Here is a 15,935-nt window from a genome sequence, read left to right as displayed (position 1 = left end):
ACTGGCTGGGGCGCCAGGTCGATCCTGAAAAATAGATTAAAAATCAATAGTTTATATTTTTATCTATCAGAGCTGGCTTGCTGGCGATGGCGGCCGCTGGGACAGAGCAAGGCTCCAGGACCTGACTGGCCGCTCCGGCAATTTGTCCACGCCCCATGGGCAAGGGGCATTCTTGAGCGCTGCGCGAACCCGGTGCTACCATGCCCAACCGCCCGGGCCGGCAAGGAAAAACCTGGTTTATGAGCACCATCCGCGAACGCAACCGAGAACTGATTCTGCGCGCCGCCAGCGAAGAGTTCGCCGACAAGGGCTTCGCCGCCACCAAGACCAGCGATATCGCCGCCAAGGCCGGCCTGCCCAAGCCCAACGTCTACTACTACTTCAAATCCAAGGACAACCTCTATCGCGAGGTGCTGGAAAGCATCATCGAGCCGATCCTCCAGGCCTCGACGCCCTTCAACCCCGCGGGCGTACCCGCTGAAGTGCTGGCCGGCTATATCCGCTCGAAGATCCGGATCTCCCGCGACCTGCCTTTCGCCTCCAAGGTTTTCGCCAGCGAAATCATGCACGGCGCGCCACACCTGAGTCCCGAGCAGGTGGAACAACTCAACGCCCAGGCCCGGCACAATATCGCCTGCATCCAGACCTGGATCGACCGCGGCCTGATCGCCCCGCTCGATCCCCATCACCTGATGTTCAGCATCTGGGCCGCGACCCAGACCTATGCCGACTTCGACTGGCAGATTGCCTCGATCACCGGCAAGGCCAAGCTGGAAGATGTCGACTATGAAGCGGCGGCACAGACCATCGTGCGGCTGGTGCTCAAGGGCTGCGAGCCGGACCGCTAGACCGCGGCGCGCCATTCGCGGGCAAGCTCCGCTCCCGCAGTAATTCGCGTCGCACCTCAACTTTGCGTGCGACCGAGAACCTGCGGGAGCGGAGCTTGCCCGCGAAAGCGTCCGCCCAAACAACCAAAATCAGACTGACACCCCGGCATCCGCCACCAACCCCAATGCCTCGACCGCACTGATCGCACACTGCTCGTCGATATCCGAAGTATCGCCGGTGATCCCAATGGCGCCGATCACCTTCCCGGCCTGATCGCGAATCAACACCCCACCCGGTGCCGGTACCACGCTGCCCTGCCCCAGGCTGTTCAACGCCGCCACGAACGCTGGCCGCTGCTGCGCATCCAGCGCCAGCAAGCGTGAGCCCTTGCCCAGGGCGATCGCCCCCCAGGCCTTGCCGATGGCGATCTGCGGACGCAGCAGGCTCGCCCCGTCCTCACGCTGCAACGTGACCAGGTGCCCACCGCCATCCAGCACCGCAATGGTCAGGGGCGCCGCCGAAATGGCCCGACCGGCAGCAATCGCCTGGCTGGTCAGGCTGACGGCGATGTTCAAGGTTAAAACGCTCATGGTGCCGTCCTTATCGAGTGAGGGAAGAAGCGTTGGCGCTCCGTTTCAGGAGCTTCCGCGCCAAACAAATAGAGCACAATAACTATTATTTTTGTATACAAAAATACCGTAAATCCCATTAATAATAACTGAGCCGTTCAAGAAACAGCCCTGAAACGGATTTTGAAATCATTCCAGAAAAGGCATTGACCAGTATGGCCCAGCGTGAATACACTCGAAACCGAGCAACTTGTATACAATTATAAAACGCAAGAGGCACAAAATAATGAGCAAAATGAGAGCAATCGAAGCCGCCGTCCTGGTGATGCGTCGCGAAGGGGTGGACACCGCCTTCGGCATTCCCGGTGCCGCGATCAACCCGCTGTACAGCGCGTTGCAAAAGCTAGGCGGTATCGATCACGTCCTCGCTCGTCATGTCGAAGGCGCCTCGCACATGGCCGAGGGCTACAGCCGCGCCAAGGCCGGCAATATCGGCGTGTGCATCGGCACCTCGGGCCCGGCCGGCACCGATATGGTCACCGGCCTCTATAGCGCCAGCGCCGATTCGATTGCGATCCTCTGCATCACCGGCCAGGCACCGCGGGCGCGGCTGCACAAGGAAGACTTCCAGGCCGTGGATATCACCAGCATCGTCAAGCCGGTGACCAAGTGGGCGACCACCGTGCTCGAACCCGGCCAGGTGCCCTACGCCTTCCAGAAAGCCTTTTATGAAATGCGCTCTGGCCGCCCCGGCCCGGTACTGATCGACCTGCCGTTCGACGTGCAGATGGCCCAGATCGAATTCGATATCGATGCTTACCAGCCGCTGCCATTGGCCAAGCCAGGCGCCACCCGCATCCAGGTCGAAAAGGCCCTGGCCCTGCTCGACCAGGCCGAACGCCCGTTGTTGGTGGCCGGTGGCGGCATCCTCAATGCCGATGCCAGCGCGTTGTTGGTGGAGTTCGCCGAACTGACCGGCATTCCGGTGATCCCGACCCTGATGGGCTGGGGCACGATCGCCGACGACCACCCGCTGATGGCCGGCATGGTCGGGCTGCAAACCTCCCACCGCTATGGCAACGCCACGCTGCTCAAATCCGATGCGGTGCTGGGCATCGGCAACCGCTGGGCCAACCGCCACACCGGCTCCGTGGAGGTCTACACCGAAGGTCGCACCTTCATCCATGTAGACATCGAGCCGACCCAGATCGGTCGCGTGTTCACCCCGGACCTGGGCATCGTTTCCGATGCCGCCGCGGCCCTGAACATGTTTATCGAAGTGGCCCGTGACTGGCAGGCCGCCGGCAAGCTGAAGGATCGCAGCGCCTGGCTCGAGGATTGCCAGCAGCGCAAGGCCAGCCTGCAGCGCAAGACCCACTTCGACAACGTGCCGGTCAAGCCACAGCGCGTCTATGAAGAGATGAACCAGGTGTTCGGCAAGGACACCTGCTACGTCAGCACCATCGGCCTGTCGCAGATTGCCGGCGCGCAGTTCCTCCACGTCTACAAGCCACGACACTGGATCAACTGCGGTCAGGCCGGCCCCCTGGGCTGGACCATTCCGGCCGCGCTGGGGGTGGTCAAGGCCGACCCGAGCCGTAAGGTGGTGGCCCTGTCCGGCGACTATGACTTCCAGTTCATGATCGAGGAACTGGCGGTGGGCGCGCAGTTCAAGCTGCCGTACATCCACGTGGTGGTGAACAACGCCTACCTGGGATTGATCCGTCAGGCCCAGCGCGGCTTCGACATGGACTACTGCGTGCAATTGTCCTTCGACAACCTCAACGCGCCCGAGCTCAACGGTTATGGCGTGGACCACGTGGCCGTCGCCGAGGGCCTGGGGTGCAAGGCCCTGCGAGTGTTCGAGCCGGGGCAGATCCAGGGCGCGTTGCGCCGGGCCCAGGCGCTGATCGAGGCATTCCGGGTGCCGGTGATCGTCGAGATCATCCTCGAACGGGTGACCAATATCTCCATGGGTACCGAGATCAACGCCATCAACGAATTCGAAGACCTGGCGCTGGTCGGCAACGATGCACCGACGGCGATTTCGCTGCTCGACTGATCCACCCCGGCAGCAACACCACCGCCAGGTGCTGGCGCTCTCGGTTCCGCCAGCACTATCGCGGCGCCTGCAGCCGGTTCAAACGCTTCGCATCCATCCGCAAGGAGCCCCCCATGCCACGCTTTGCCGCCAACCTGTCCATGCTGTTCACCGAACAGGACTTCCTGACCCGCTTCAAGGCCGCCGCCGATGCCGGTTTCAGCGGTGTGGAATACCTGTTCCCGTATGACTTCAGCTCGGTCGAGATCAAGGCGCAACTCGACGCCCACGGCCTGACCCAGGTGTTGTTCAACCTGCCAGCTGGCGACTGGGCCAAGGGTGAGCGCGGAATTGCCTGCCATCCGGACCGGGTCGAGGAGTTCCGCGCCGGAGTCGACCTGGCCATCGCCTATGCCCAGGTGTTGGGTAATACCCAGATCAACTGCCTGGCCGGCATCCGCCCCGAAGGCTTCGACGCGGCCTTTCTGGAACAGACCTTCGTCGACAATCTCAGGTACGCCGCCGGAAAGCTGGAAGCGCTCGGTATCCGCTTGGTGATGGAGGCGATCAACACCCGCGACATTCCCGGTTTCTACCTGAACACCACGGCCCAGGCCCTGTCGATTCGCCAGCAGGTGGGCAGCGCCAACCTATTCCTGCAATACGACATCTACCACATGCAGATCATGGAGGGTGACCTGGCGCGGACCCTGTCCGCACACCTGGCCGCGATCAACCATGTGCAACTGGCCGACAACCCCGGGCGGCATGAGCCGGGGACTGGGGAAATCAACTACCGGTTCCTGTTCGAACATCTGGACCGCATCGGTTACCAGGGCTGGGTCGGCTGCGAGTACAAGCCGCTGACCAGCACCGACGCCGGGCTGGGCTGGTTGCAAACCCATAACGCGATATAAGAAAAAGAGGACCTGGTCATGGCTAAAATCGGTTTTATCGGCACCGGCATCATGGGCCACCCCATGGCCGCCAATCTGCAAAAGGCAGGTCACAGCCTGTTCCTGTCCAATCACCACGACGCCGCTCCGCTCGATCTGGTCAGCGCCGGGGCCATTGCCCTGGCGAACCCGAAGGAAGTCGCCCAGGAAGCCGAATTCATCATCGTCATGCTGCCGGACACCCCGCAGGTCGAGGACGTACTGTTCCGTACCGACGGGATAGCCGCTGGCATCGGCCCGGGCAAAATCGTCATCGACATGAGCTCGATCTCCCCCACCGCCACCAAGGCATTCGCGGCCCGTCTCAATGAAACCGGCGCGCAGTACCTCGACGCCCCGGTGTCCGGCGGTGAAGTCGGGGCCAAGGCCGCGACCCTGAGTATCATGGTCGGCGGCGACGCCCAGGCCTTCGCCCGCGCCCTGCCACTGTTCCAGCACATGGGCGGGAACATCACCCTGGTGGGCGGCAACGGTGACGGCCAGACCGCCAAGGTGGCCAACCAGATCATCGTCGCCCTGAATATCCAGGCGGTGGCCGAGGCCTTGTTGTTCGCCGCGAAGAACGGCGCCGACCCGGCCAAGGTCCGTGAAGCACTGATGGGCGGCTTTGCCTCGTCGAAAATCCTCGAAGTGCATGGCGAGCGCATGATCAAGGGCACCTTCGATCCGGGCTTCCGTATCAGCCTGCACCAGAAGGACCTGAACCTGGCCCTGGCCGGTGCCCGCGAACTGAATATCAACCTGCCGAATACCGCCAATGCCCAACAGGTATTCAGCACTTGCGCGGCCATCGGCGGCAGCCAGTGGGATCATTCGGCGCTGATCAAGGGCCTGGAACACATGGCGAATTTTTCGATTCGCGAGCGCTAGGGCACAACCCCTTACCGGTCGATTTGGGCTGGACACGCTCAACTGTAGGAGCCAGCTTGCTGGCGATGGCGTCCGCACGGACATTGCATGCCTCACTGGCCTTATCGCCGGCAAGCCGGCGCCTACAAAGGATCGTGTCCGGTTGTAACGCGCGACGCCCGCTGGCTTGCGCATTGCTCGGCAATCCCCCACGCTTCCCGTATCGACCGCTTGGGCAACACCTCATGAACAGCAACAACGACTGGCGCCAACGGCTCTACGTCATGGTTTTCCAAACCGACACCGTCGCCGGCAGACGCTTCGACAAAATCCTCCTGCTGATCATCCTCGCCAGCCTGGTGATCGTGATCCTCGACAGCATCGAGAGCGTCCATCAGAACTTCGCCGATGTCCTGGCCTATATCGAATGGGGCTTCACCCTCATCTTCGCCATCGAGTACCTGGTGCGCCTGTACTGCTCGCCCAGGCCGCTACGCTACGCCTTCAGTTTCTACGGCCTGGTGGACCTGCTGGCCATCGTCCCGGGGATCCTCGCGCTGTACTACAGCGACGCGCAATACCTGCTGATCATCCGTATCATCCGCATGCTGCGGATCTTCCGGGTACTCAAGCTCGGCCCCTACCTGAAACAGGCCCATTACCTGCTCGATGCCTTGCGCGGCAGCAAGCAGAAGATCCTGGTGTTCCTGCTCAGCGTCTGCACCCTGGTGACCGTGTTCGGCACCCTGATGTACGTGGTCGAAGGCCCGGAACATGGCTTTACCAGCATCCCCAAGGGGATCTACTGGGCTATCGTCACCCTCACCACGGTGGGCTATGGCGACATCGTGCCCAAGACCGTTCTGGGCCAGGTGATTTCATCCCTGGTGATGATCACCGGTTACTCGATCATCGCCGTGCCCACCGGGATTTTCACCGCGGAACTGGCCAGCGCCATGCGCGGCGATTCACTCAAGCACGACTGCCCGGTCTGCGGGAAAAACAGTCACGAGCCGGAAGCCTCTTTCTGCGCTCGCTGCGGGAATGCGTTATACAAGAAAATAGAATAAGCAAAGTATTTTTTAATCTTTAAGTGACTATGTGAGCACCGTTATAGTTGCCGGCAAATTGCCCCTCTCTCAGCTGAAACAAGGACTGCGCAGTGAAAAAACTCTTTGGCGCCTCACTTCTCGCCGCTGGCCTGGCCTTTGCCAGCCTGGCTCAGGCTGCACCGACCCTGCTGAACGTGTCCTACGATGTGATGCGCGACTTCTACAAAGACTACAACGTGGCATTCCAGAAGCACTGGCAGGCCGAGCACCATGAAAACATCACCTTGCAGATGTCCTTCGGCGGCTCCAGCAAACAGGCGCGTTCGGTCATCGACGGCCTGCCAGCAGACGTCATCACCATGAACATGGCCACCGATATCAACGCCCTGGTGGACAACGGCAAGCTGGTGCCGGACAACTGGGTCACGCGCCTGCCGGACAACAGCGCGCCGTTCACCTCCGCCACCGTGTTCATCGTGCGCAAGGGCAATCCCAAGGCTCTGAAAGACTGGCCGGACCTGCTCAAGGACGGTGTCCAGGTGATCGTGCCCAACCCCAAGACCTCGGGTAACGGCCGCTACACCTACCTGTCGGCCTGGGGTTATGTGCTCAAGAACGGCGGTGACGAGAGCAAGGCCAAGGACTTTGTCGGCAAGCTGTTCAAACAGGCCCCGGTGCTCGATACCGGCGGTCGTGCCGCTACGACCACATTCATGACCAACCAGATCGGCGACGTGCTGGTGACCTTCGAGAACGAAGCGGAAATGATTGCCCGCGAATTCGGTCGCGACCAGTTCGAAGTGGTCTACCCGAGCGTATCCGCCGAGGCCGAGCCGCCGGTGAGCGTGGTGGACAAGGTGGTCGACAAGAAAGGCAGCCGGGCGCTGGCCGAGGAATACCTGAAGTACCTGTGGTCACCGGAAGGCCAGGAAATCGCCGCCAACAACTACCTGCGCCCGCGTGATCCGCAGGTGCTGGCCAAGTTCACCGACCGTTTCCCGAAAGTCGACTTCCTCTCGGTGGAGAAGACCTTCGGCGACTGGCGCACGGTACAGAAGACCCACTTCAATGACGGTGGCGTGTTCGATCAGATCTATAACGGCAAGTAATCGTCACCATGCGCTATTGAAAACACCGCCCACCCGTAGGAGCCAGCTTGCTGGCGATGGCGCCCGCAAGATCAATGCGAGACGCCAGGGCCTCATCGCCGGCAACCGAACGTCGACCGGCCGCTCCTACGGATCGGTGGTGTTTGCAAAATAACGCCCCCGTCTCTCACATCGGCGGCTTGAGCCCATTCTCACCCGCGGAAACCCCCGCCGCCGTCAGCTTGCCATCCGCCCCCTGCTGGGCAAACAGCACCACCTTCACCCCCGGCTTGAGCAAGCTGCGATCGCTGGGTACCAGGTTGACGATGGGCACACCCTCCGGAACCACGACCGTCTTCTCACCGCCCTTGTAGCTCAGGGTCAGGGTCCGCCCATTGGCGACCTTCAACTCACCCACGCGGCCATTGGTCATGGTGCTGCCCTGCGCCAGGTCGAAAGGCCGGTGACCATCCCCGGTGCCGGCCATCTCGGGCGGAAAGACATGCACTTCCATCGCCGTCAGCGTACCGTCCGGGCCCGGCATCGCCGCCGTGCCGATGTAGCTGCCGGGCTTGATATCCGAGAGCTTCGCGAGGGTCACGCCGCGGACCTGGGCGTCCTTGGTCAGGCCGACCGTAACGTCTTCGTTCGCGAGGGTATGCACCTTGAGCGCGTCCGCCTCGACCGCCGTGATCTCGCCACGCACCGCAACCCGTTGGGCCGGCGCATCGGCAGCCCGCGCAATACCGACAGACATCAATACCGCCAGACTCATCGCCGAGGCCAACGCACCGCGGCCGGCCAACTTGCTGAAAATCGAATTCATGGGACGTCAGGTTCCTTGGATGGGAGGTGAACGGTTCTCAATTCAACAGGACTGTTATAGCGCCGATCGCAGGATTCGCGAATGAAATATCGTCCTTACGGTTTCCCCCAGCCCTCGAAGGGCCTGTTTCCAGGCATCGCGAAATAACGTCCCATCGAGCAGGAGGCGGCTTCACAGCCGCCGTCCTCTCACCACCGTACGTACGGTTCCGTATACGGCGGTGCAGGCTCATGCTCGCCACCCTCAGTTTTGGCTGCTTGTGCCAACTCATCCCATAACCTAAGTAATCGCAGACCCAAGGCCGTGCTACACGGCTCTTTTCCCGATTCAGCGTCAATTTCAAACGCTGGCTCAGGAAACGCTCGACGCTGGCCATTACTCGTTCGCCTGCACGGCAACTGCGTACATAGATGTTCGCATCGTCGATATAGCGCACGAAACTTATTAATATCGTGCATAAGAACGCCGGTTTGTAGATATGTTTGCTCGCACGAAAATCATCCATCAAATCGGCGTTCTTGTTTGTGTCTTTCCCGAGACTCCGTGAAGAACTTTAAATATTCGTTCCTGGGAGATCGGCTCGATCTTGGCGGCGTTGCCGGCAGTACCAAATCATTAAAACTGTCCTGCCCCACATCTAGAAAGAAATACCTCACATCAAAGCCTCTCCTAACTTACAACCCCTGAAGAACACGAAAGCTTTGTAGGAATCAGCCTTCAATCCAAAAAATAAAAGACTACAGATAAAACCGGAAATGAGGCAATTGACTAAATGAGCGATGAGGGAAATTATTAAATCAGCGAAAAAACCGCGCACCTAACAAAAAAGGACTATTCAAATGGACACATCATAATTTCACTTACCCAACCAGTCAGCATCACCCCACGAAAATCAACAACGGACGGAGTGCAATACCCGATTGAGTGGGTATTCTGGATCATACTAATTGAGACATGCCATGCAAATCGATCTTGAAACAATTAAAAACAATAGAAACGTAGTGCTTGAAGCAATTGCGCCAATATCCGCGCTCGTTATTCAAGCGTATAGCAATCTAACCGCCGCGAGCAGTGGAACCCTACCGTGCACAAGCTGTTGCACTCAATGCTGGAACACCTGCTGCAATGCGACCTATTCCTGAGGCTGGTCAAGTTGAGTCGGCGGCGGCGTTGTCGCTGCCGACCAGAACCATTAAGGTATCCCAATATGAACGATGCTCAAGGTGCTGCCGCCTCGGCAGCCATAGATTTCTTAACGCTTAATTCCTCCGCAGAAAATCTAACTACTGACTGCCCTGTTTGGCCATTTCTAGCTTACTACGTAGAGAAAACCAAAAAAAACCTGATTCAAATAGAGAAGCTCGATCACGAAGAAGGCAAGGCCATTATAAATGGTTACGTCGGCAACCTCTCAACTCGCATTACGAACACCGCGCAGAATGTACTATCTGTCGAACGAGACATATTAAATCAAACAATTAAACCCCACAAACTTGGCGTACTCGAGCATTACGCAATACTTAGAAAAAACAACGAATACCTTCTTGATATTCTTGAGTCATATCCAGAATTAACGCGAACTCTACAAAAAATAACCGATAACTTCATCGATCAGACTTACCTACTAGCCCTGCGACTAACAGAGGACAAGCCTGGATTCAAAGCTTTAACCAGTTTGAGCTCCGCTCACTTACTCCTTGAGTGCACCCCCTCCGAGGGGGAAACCCATAATGGCTCGCTCACCGCCTGCACTTTAACATTTACAAATGGTAGCAAGGTCGTTTACAAGCCGCGAAATCTTGACATTGAAAACCGCGCCTCAATGCTTCTGGAGTACCTTTCAAAAAAAGCTGACAGTCACTATTCAGAATGGAAAATCCCTTTATACATAGTTCATCCAACACACCGCTGGGCCAAATATTTTCCACAATTGCCCGCCAACGATATTGCGGACGTGCAGACTTATTATAGACGGGCCGGTTTTTTATTAGGATACTGTACGGCATTCACAACATCCGACATTACATGCGACAATCTGATTTGCAATACAAGCAACCCTATCCCTATCGATCTAGAAACCATTTTTTATTGCGTATTGAACATTAGTAGCATTCCCAAGGAAGTTCGCTGGAATAGCGCCCAAACCAGCATTCTTCCCAATTGGACATGGAAGGGTACAGATGGCATAGGGGTAGACTTAAGCGCTTTGGGCGGATTAAAAGAACAATATGTAAGCCTCAACTTGTATCAACACTTGGAAGATGATAAGGATAATGGGCGTTTTGGCACGGACGGCGTAAAAATATATCCTGGAAAAAACGTCTTATACCTTAATGGCTGCATCGTCAGCCCGTGGGAATATGAAAGAGAAATCCAGGAAGGTTTCACTTGCTTCTTCGAAACGTTAAAGAAACATCAGACGTAAGTCATCAAAAAAAATTCAATCATTCAAAGGGCTTACGTGCCGCTACGTCCCCCGACCTACTGCCACTTACCATTATGCAATTCAGTGTTCGCTTCATGCGTCCCTGATGTGTTCAACGGAAAAACGAAAAGCCTTTCTGACGAAAATCCTTGATAACGATAATGCGCCGGCAGTGGGTTTTTTACCTGCGGAAGTCAATGCACTGTTGAATATTGATATTCCTTACGCAAAAAGCTGCGTTGGGGAACTTTCATTTTCCGAACCCCATTACTCAGGAAAAGGGCACTTGCCGCCCGGTAGCTATCTGGACGGGCTTTCAAATAGCATTAGCTATATTGAAAACTTTACGGAGGCCAGACACCGTTTCGAGATATCACAAATAAGCAACACGCTAACCGCCATGCGGTATATGTACGAGCATGATCGCAAGCTAACAACGTATACTTTTAGAAAAGAAGACAATATCAACGATACGTGTTCCTCTATTCAAGAAAAATTTGAAGATATAAGATCCGCCCAAAATTCAAACATAGATTTCTTAATAAAAAAAATCTCATATGAGCTTTCAAATAATGGCCTCTGGTATGGATTTCATGCATCACCAGGTGGATATATCGAGTACTCTGAGCTTGGAGAGGATCTGTATTATGGTCTATCGGGGATGGCTTATGGTTTAGCAATGATACATCAAAACAAACCCATTCCAAAAGAAAGCATTTTGCATACATTGAATGAAGCATACAATCGGGTTAACAAAAAGCTTCAAAATAGAGGCACACACTTAGGTGGCTCACATTTCGGCCTCTCATCTTCAGTTCTCCCGCTGATCATAACCCTAAAATATTTCGAGGACAACCGGCACGACGAATTGTTGTCGCAATACAAAAGCTACTTCCATAGTGCGATCTCAGAAGATTGGTGGCAAAAGTATTTTTGGGGGGCGGACCTCCTTTCAGGAATGTATGGCACTCTTAGTGTTTTGACCAAGCTATACGAACTAACTAAAGACAATGACTTTCGTGAACTAGCATGTAACTTATACAAAAAAATCGATTCAGAGCTAGTACTACTAAACGGCAAACGTCTTGTACAATTTGACAGATCAATTACAACTCGTAACGACTCACTTCTTTCGGGGCTTTCTCATGGTGTCATGGGCTGCGCCTATTCAATATTTTATTTTTACAGAACCATTTCAAAGAATCAAAAAACCTACAGTACCTTTGTAGACTTTCTGGACTGGGAGTTGCAACAATATGATAAAAATATTAAGAACTGGCCGGACTATCGCAGAAGATCAGAGTCAACAAATGGAGAGTTCTCTTGGAGCCATGGACTACCAGGAAACTATCTTATTCTCCAATATTTTTCGGAGCATCATGTCCCGGAGGCATTGGAGTTCATTAGAAACAATCCACCATGCTCCTTTTTCAGCTACGAAAACCTGCGTCAGCGGAAGCGCCCTATCAATGACTCGATTTGCCATGGCGCCTATGGCCTACTCAATATTATTAAGAGCGTCTACCCTCCGTCACTGCTCGATCAAAGGGTTTACACCTGGCTAAATATATCTCTCTTAGCAGAGCACGACACAAGAGAGCTACGCACAAGAGCGGCCGATCCATTAGGCCTATGGGTGGGTAAAACGGGTGCCATTTTAGGTGCTCACGGGGTTTTAAATGAATCGTTTAAATTTCCTTTTCTCATCCACCAAATGGACTACTTACAATAATGATTCAAAATTTCCGTTTTATCGGTCTTGGCGGTGTCGCTGCGTGCATAAACTTGAGCACCCCTTTTCTTTTGGGAAAACTTATCGACTACTATCACGCACACAACCAACTACAACTTTCCTATCTTTTAATGGCCTGCAGCGGTCTTATCCTCGCGCCCAGCTTAAAATTAGTCAACAACATTTATTTAGCGCACACCAATTCTTCAACAAGAATGAAACTAAAACAAAAGTCTCTAGAGATCCTGATTAAGCATAATAAAAACTCCCCATCAGAGGGGGATATTATCGAGTACATTGATAACGACACGGACAACTCCATCTACCTGCATCACAGCCTATATTATGACGTTAGTACGAGCCTCACCGCAATAATCATTGCCTTCATCGCAATATTTAGCTATCAGCCCTCGCTTTCCATAGCGCCAACTGCGGCTATTTTATTCGCCTCTTTAATTTGTTTTTTGACTCAGGAAAAAATGAAGACGGCTTATGGAAAATACATAGAAGAAAACACATCTCTCATCAGCAAAATATTATCTAGAACAAAAACCAAAGACAGACCTCTTTTTACAAGATTCAAAAAACATAAAGCACTCGTACTTCACACACTATGGTGCACACAGTTAAACATATCATCTTTAAATGCAATTTCCGGATTATCTTCGCTGATTGGCCTATCTGCGATTTTATATATCGGAAGCACACTCATAACGGCCAATACTTTAACTCTAGGCGAGCTAATCGCGTCAACCATGTATATTGATCGCATATTAATACCACTTAGATTTCTGGTTGGAATATATTTTTCAACCCCTGAAGCTTTTTACAGACACTCAAGGGTGCGTCTATTACACAAACGAGATGGCGCATATGACTGAAATAATAAGAGCTTGTCGAGCGCTCATCATTACAAGCTTGGTGCTATCGTTGACAACAGCACTACTACAATTTCTAATACCTTACATTATCAGCATAAACATTAAGGAAATCTCAAAACCTGACCAGATTCTTTTAACAATAGCGCTATTGATCGCGATTTTCTCGCTAAAAAGCGTTACACAGTGCTTCTCCGAAGCGCTAAATCAATATATAAAATCAAAAATACGACTCCTGATAATTGAATATATTTATGATAATATACTGTCAACTGACCAGGGAAAACTGGCCACACTTATAAAAGAAGACTCCGAACGCATCGCTTCAAGCGCAATACAAATCGTTGAGCTGGCAGGCGCGAGCAGTCTGACTATAATTACATTCTCCATGCTCATTCTTGAAAATCTCTTTATGGCACCTCCCTTATTAGCACTCTTCGCCTTCTCATATATCCATGTAACTCATTCCTCCAAAAAAATAACACACGCGTACACAACCGAAATCGAACAAGAACAACGATATAAAACCTCTATTATTGAGCTAAAGCAAGCTTCTTCAGAAAGTCTTCGCCACTTCAATCATAAAATGATTATGAGCAATCATCACCTAAAGAACGCTATCGGCACCAAATATCGATATGAAAAAATCAGTATCTATCTCAGCAGCGGCCCTGAAATTTTCATAGCTATCATCATCGCCATATCACTATTCCTTATTTCCACACTCTCTCCAAAAACACTCGGAGCTGATTTGATTTATTACCTAGGATATATAGGAATGTTTGCACTTGGCGCCAACCATTCCATACAAATCGCGCTGTCGTTGATCGGAACAAAAAATTCATTACACAGGGTTTTCAACTATACTCATGAACAATCTATTCGTTAAATCCATACGACTCAAGGCTGACACGTTTCCGGCTAACCCAATCGCGGGTATTTTTCCGTTGGATCTGAACCATCCCATAACCGTTATCGCTGGAGATAACGGCGCAGGAAAATCCACACTTCTGGAGGCCATTGCCGTCAAATTGGGCTGCAACCCTGAGGGAGGAGGTAAAAACTTCAGATTCAATACAGAATCCACCCACTCAGATCTGCACAACCACATTATTATTTCCAAAGGCTATCGAAAAGAGAAAGATCTTTTCTTTTATCGGGCGGAAACTTTTTATAATTTCAGCTCAGAAGTGAGGCGATTGGACAGTGCGGGTAGCTTCGACCCTGAAATAAAGTCCTATTACGGAGGGCGGGACCTACATACCCTCTCTCATGGCGAAGCAATGGAGTCACTTTACCAAAACAGATTCAAAGCCAATGGCATTTACATATTGGACGAGCCCGAAGCCTCCTTGCACCCCTCTCGCCAACTCAGCCTGGTACTTAGAATCGTTGAGTTGTCCAAACAGGGTTCACAATTTATTATCGCCACTCATTCCCCTATCATGATGTTCATTCCGAACGGCGAGCTCATGCACTTACATGATGGAGTTTTGGCATCGGCTAAAGTTTGTGACATGGAGGCTTACAGTATTTACAAGGCCGTTATAAACTCCAACGGACAATATCTGGAGAATTTAATTTCTGATAACGAATAATTTTTGATCGAAAGTTCCTGATTTTGGCTGCTTGTGCCAACTCATCCCATAACCCAAATAATCGCAGACCCAAGGCCGTGCTACGCGGCTCTTTTCCCGATTCAGCGTCAATTTCAAACGCTGGCTCAGGAAACGCTCGACGCGGGCCATTACTCGTTCGCCTGCACGGCGACTGCGCACATAGATGTTCGCATCGTCGGTATAGCGCACGAAACGGTAACCTCGCCGCTCTAACTCGCGGTCGAATTCATTGAGCGTGATATTCGACAGCAACGGCGACAGCGGTGACCCGCCGCCACATGACCACGGGCTGTTTCGATGGCTTGGTGGGCGCTTCTGTTTGGACGGAAGCCGTAGCTGTAGTCCGAGAACAGCGGGTCAAAGATCGGCGTGAGCTGTTGCAGCAGTGCCTGCTGGATCAAGCGGTCCACGACGCTGGGGATGCCCAGTTGTCTTGTGCCGCCTTTGGGTTCGTCAGGCCAGCATTTTGCCTCGGGCTTCCTTCAGATTCGCAGTCACCCGCGACACCCTTGCCTCTGGCTAACACTTCCCCTTGCCGGGTGTGTAGAGGACTTTCACCTCCAAGTCGTCCGACTTCACCACCACAGTGAGCCGAACAGCGCCAGTCACGGCGCTACGCGCCATGCCTGGCGCACCCAAAAAAACGGCGACCTGTCGGGATCGCCGTTTTCGCTCACTGACCGAACTGTTTGCTCAGTCCCGGTGGCACGCCATGGATATCGGTGTCTTCCCACGGCCCGCTGGGGCTGATGGAGCGGCTCCAGCCGTTGTTCCAGCGGTAGTAGGTACGCTGGCGATAGAAGGTATTGGTCTGGTTGTCGAGGACATAAACGCCCATCCGTCCGTCCCAATGACTGTTACCCCCCGGTGGCGGAGCAAAAGTCGGTGAGAAGCTCGGACGCGGTTTGTTCGCGGGGATCGGTTTACCCGGCGTGGCCGGTGGATAAGGCTGGGTGGTCGGACCGGAAGGCGGGATGGTCGGCTCGCCCGGCGTCGGCGGGCGATGGACCGCACAAGCGCTCAACCCCAGGACCAGCGTTAACAGGGTGAGGCGAGCGATGGCGGTCATGGC

14 protein-coding genes and 2 pseudogenes are annotated in these 15,935 nt (G+C 53.8%); 11 read left to right on the top strand and 5 right to left on the bottom strand.

Going from position 1 to position 15,935, the window contains the following annotated elements:
- Positions 1-239 precede the first annotated feature (239 nt).
- Positions 240-848 (top strand): TetR/AcrR family transcriptional regulator, encoded by a 609-nt coding sequence (locus PFEN_RS09130; protein ID WP_191486515.1) that lies wholly within the window; start codon positions 240-242, stop codon positions 846-848.
- Between the two features lie 129 nt (positions 849-977).
- On the opposite strand, the gene PFEN_RS09125 is transcribed toward PFEN_RS09130, so the two are convergent.
- Complete coding sequence (locus tag PFEN_RS09125; protein ID WP_191486514.1) at positions 978-1,418, bottom strand: GlcG/HbpS family heme-binding protein; 441 nt, start codon at positions 1,416-1,418, stop codon at positions 978-980.
- A gap of 265 nt (positions 1,419-1,683) precedes the next feature.
- Here PFEN_RS09125 and gcl point away from each other — a divergent pair, with 265 nt between their 5' ends.
- The 5 genes from gcl to PFEN_RS09100 all read left to right on the top strand — a co-directional run bounded on the left by gcl (position 1,684) and on the right by PFEN_RS09100 (position 7,404).
- On the top strand, positions 1,684-3,459 hold the full coding sequence (gene gcl, locus PFEN_RS09120; protein WP_191486513.1) for a glyoxylate carboligase: 1,776 nt from the start codon (positions 1,684-1,686) through the stop codon (positions 3,457-3,459).
- A 113-nt stretch (positions 3,460-3,572) separates the two neighbouring features.
- On the top strand, positions 3,573-4,355 hold the full coding sequence (hyi, locus tag PFEN_RS09115; protein WP_191486512.1) for a hydroxypyruvate isomerase: 783 nt from the start codon (positions 3,573-3,575) through the stop codon (positions 4,353-4,355).
- Between the two features lie 18 nt (positions 4,356-4,373).
- Positions 4,374-5,264 carry a 2-hydroxy-3-oxopropionate reductase gene (locus PFEN_RS09110; protein WP_191486511.1) on the top strand — a complete coding sequence of 297 codons (891 nt, stop codon included), beginning with the start codon at positions 4,374-4,376 and terminating at the stop codon, positions 5,262-5,264.
- A gap of 224 nt (positions 5,265-5,488) precedes the next feature.
- Complete coding sequence (locus PFEN_RS09105) at positions 5,489-6,313, top strand: ion transporter (protein WP_191486510.1); 825 nt, start codon at positions 5,489-5,491, stop codon at positions 6,311-6,313.
- A 92-nt stretch (positions 6,314-6,405) separates the two neighbouring features.
- Positions 6,406-7,404 (top strand): sulfate ABC transporter substrate-binding protein, encoded by a 999-nt coding sequence (locus PFEN_RS09100; RefSeq protein ID WP_191486509.1) that lies wholly within the window; start codon positions 6,406-6,408, stop codon positions 7,402-7,404.
- A gap of 166 nt (positions 7,405-7,570) precedes the next feature.
- Here the strand turns inward: PFEN_RS09100 and PFEN_RS09095 are convergent, their stop codons facing one another.
- Together PFEN_RS09095 and PFEN_RS30575 are read right to left on the bottom strand one after the other, a co-directional pair.
- Positions 7,571-8,209 carry a hypothetical protein gene (locus PFEN_RS09095; RefSeq protein WP_191486508.1) on the bottom strand — a complete coding sequence of 213 codons (639 nt, stop codon included), beginning with the start codon at positions 8,207-8,209 and terminating at the stop codon, positions 7,571-7,573.
- Between the two features lie 202 nt (positions 8,210-8,411).
- Positions 8,412-8,648: pseudogene (locus PFEN_RS30575) on the bottom strand (group II intron reverse transcriptase/maturase); the annotation flags it as partial.
- 768 nt (positions 8,649-9,416) lie between these two features.
- Between PFEN_RS30575 and PFEN_RS09090 the strand changes: the two are divergent.
- The 5 genes from PFEN_RS09090 to PFEN_RS09070 are packed head-to-tail and all read left to right on the top strand — an operon-like array spanning position 9,417 to position 14,842.
- Positions 9,417-10,634, top strand: coding sequence for a DUF4135 domain-containing protein (locus PFEN_RS09090; protein ID WP_191486507.1), 1,218 nt, complete (start codon positions 9,417-9,419; stop codon positions 10,632-10,634).
- Complete coding sequence (locus tag PFEN_RS09085; protein ID WP_318192836.1) at positions 10,624-12,366, top strand: lanthionine synthetase LanC family protein; 1,743 nt, start codon at positions 10,624-10,626, stop codon at positions 12,364-12,366. Before PFEN_RS09090 ends, PFEN_RS09085 begins: the two co-directional genes overlap by 11 nt.
- Positions 12,366-13,247, top strand: coding sequence for an ABC transporter ATP-binding protein (locus PFEN_RS09080; protein ID WP_191486505.1), 882 nt, complete (start codon positions 12,366-12,368; stop codon positions 13,245-13,247). Before PFEN_RS09085 ends, PFEN_RS09080 begins: the two co-directional genes overlap by 1 nt.
- Complete coding sequence (locus tag PFEN_RS09075; RefSeq protein ID WP_191486504.1) at positions 13,240-14,133, top strand: ABC transporter ATP-binding protein; 894 nt, start codon at positions 13,240-13,242, stop codon at positions 14,131-14,133. Before PFEN_RS09080 ends, PFEN_RS09075 begins: the two co-directional genes overlap by 8 nt.
- Positions 14,114-14,842 carry an AAA family ATPase gene (locus PFEN_RS09070; protein WP_191486503.1) on the top strand — a complete coding sequence of 243 codons (729 nt, stop codon included), beginning with the start codon at positions 14,114-14,116 and terminating at the stop codon, positions 14,840-14,842. The genes PFEN_RS09075 and PFEN_RS09070 overlap by 20 nt, the downstream gene beginning before the upstream one ends.
- A gap of 21 nt (positions 14,843-14,863) precedes the next feature.
- On the opposite strand, the pseudogene PFEN_RS09065 reads toward PFEN_RS09070, so the two are convergent.
- Both PFEN_RS09065 and PFEN_RS09060 read right to left on the bottom strand, forming a co-directional pair.
- A pseudogene (locus tag PFEN_RS09065) lies at positions 14,864-15,315 on the bottom strand (reverse transcriptase domain-containing protein); the annotation flags it as partial.
- A gap of 221 nt (positions 15,316-15,536) precedes the next feature.
- The gene (locus PFEN_RS09060; RefSeq protein WP_191486502.1) at positions 15,537-15,932 is read right to left on the bottom strand and encodes a hypothetical protein; all 396 of its coding nucleotides are present in this window, start codon (positions 15,930-15,932) and stop codon (positions 15,537-15,539) included.
- Positions 15,933-15,935 lie beyond the last annotated feature (3 nt).

The sequence above is a fragment of the Pseudomonas sp. FEN genome, assembly GCF_904067045.1.
Classification (GTDB): Bacteria; Pseudomonadota; Gammaproteobacteria; order Pseudomonadales; family Pseudomonadaceae; genus Aquipseudomonas.
This window is presented reverse-complemented; position numbering and strand designations above follow the sequence as displayed.

What these genes read in the sequence shown, in the direction of transcription:
- PFEN_RS09080 (WP_191486505.1), top strand. Translation starts at nt 12,366, where the DNA reads ATGATTCAAAATTTCCGTTTTATCGGTCTTGGCGGTGTCGCTGCGTGC.
- PFEN_RS09110 (WP_191486511.1), top strand. Translation starts at nt 4,374, where the DNA reads ATGGCTAAAATCGGTTTTATCGGCACCGGCATCATGGGCCACCCCATG.
- PFEN_RS09075 (WP_191486504.1), top strand. Translation starts at nt 13,240, where the DNA reads ATGACTGAAATAATAAGAGCTTGTCGAGCGCTCATCATTACAAGCTTG.
- gcl (WP_191486513.1), top strand. Translation starts at nt 1,684, where the DNA reads ATGAGCAAAATGAGAGCAATCGAAGCCGCCGTCCTGGTGATGCGTCGC.
- PFEN_RS09090 (WP_191486507.1), top strand. Translation starts at nt 9,417, where the DNA reads ATGAACGATGCTCAAGGTGCTGCCGCCTCGGCAGCCATAGATTTCTTA.
- PFEN_RS09125 (WP_191486514.1), bottom strand. Translation starts at nt 1,418, where the DNA reads ATGAGCGTTTTAACCTTGAACATCGCCGTCAGCCTGACCAGCCAGGCG.
- PFEN_RS09070 (WP_191486503.1), top strand. Translation starts at nt 14,114, where the DNA reads ATGAACAATCTATTCGTTAAATCCATACGACTCAAGGCTGACACGTTT.
- PFEN_RS09130 (WP_191486515.1), top strand. Translation starts at nt 240, where the DNA reads ATGAGCACCATCCGCGAACGCAACCGAGAACTGATTCTGCGCGCCGCC.
- PFEN_RS09060 (WP_191486502.1), bottom strand. Translation starts at nt 15,932, where the DNA reads ATGACCGCCATCGCTCGCCTCACCCTGTTAACGCTGGTCCTGGGGTTG.
- PFEN_RS09095 (WP_191486508.1), bottom strand. Translation starts at nt 8,209, where the DNA reads ATGAATTCGATTTTCAGCAAGTTGGCCGGCCGCGGTGCGTTGGCCTCG.
- hyi (WP_191486512.1), top strand. Translation starts at nt 3,573, where the DNA reads ATGCCACGCTTTGCCGCCAACCTGTCCATGCTGTTCACCGAACAGGAC.
- PFEN_RS09105 (WP_191486510.1), top strand. Translation starts at nt 5,489, where the DNA reads ATGAACAGCAACAACGACTGGCGCCAACGGCTCTACGTCATGGTTTTC.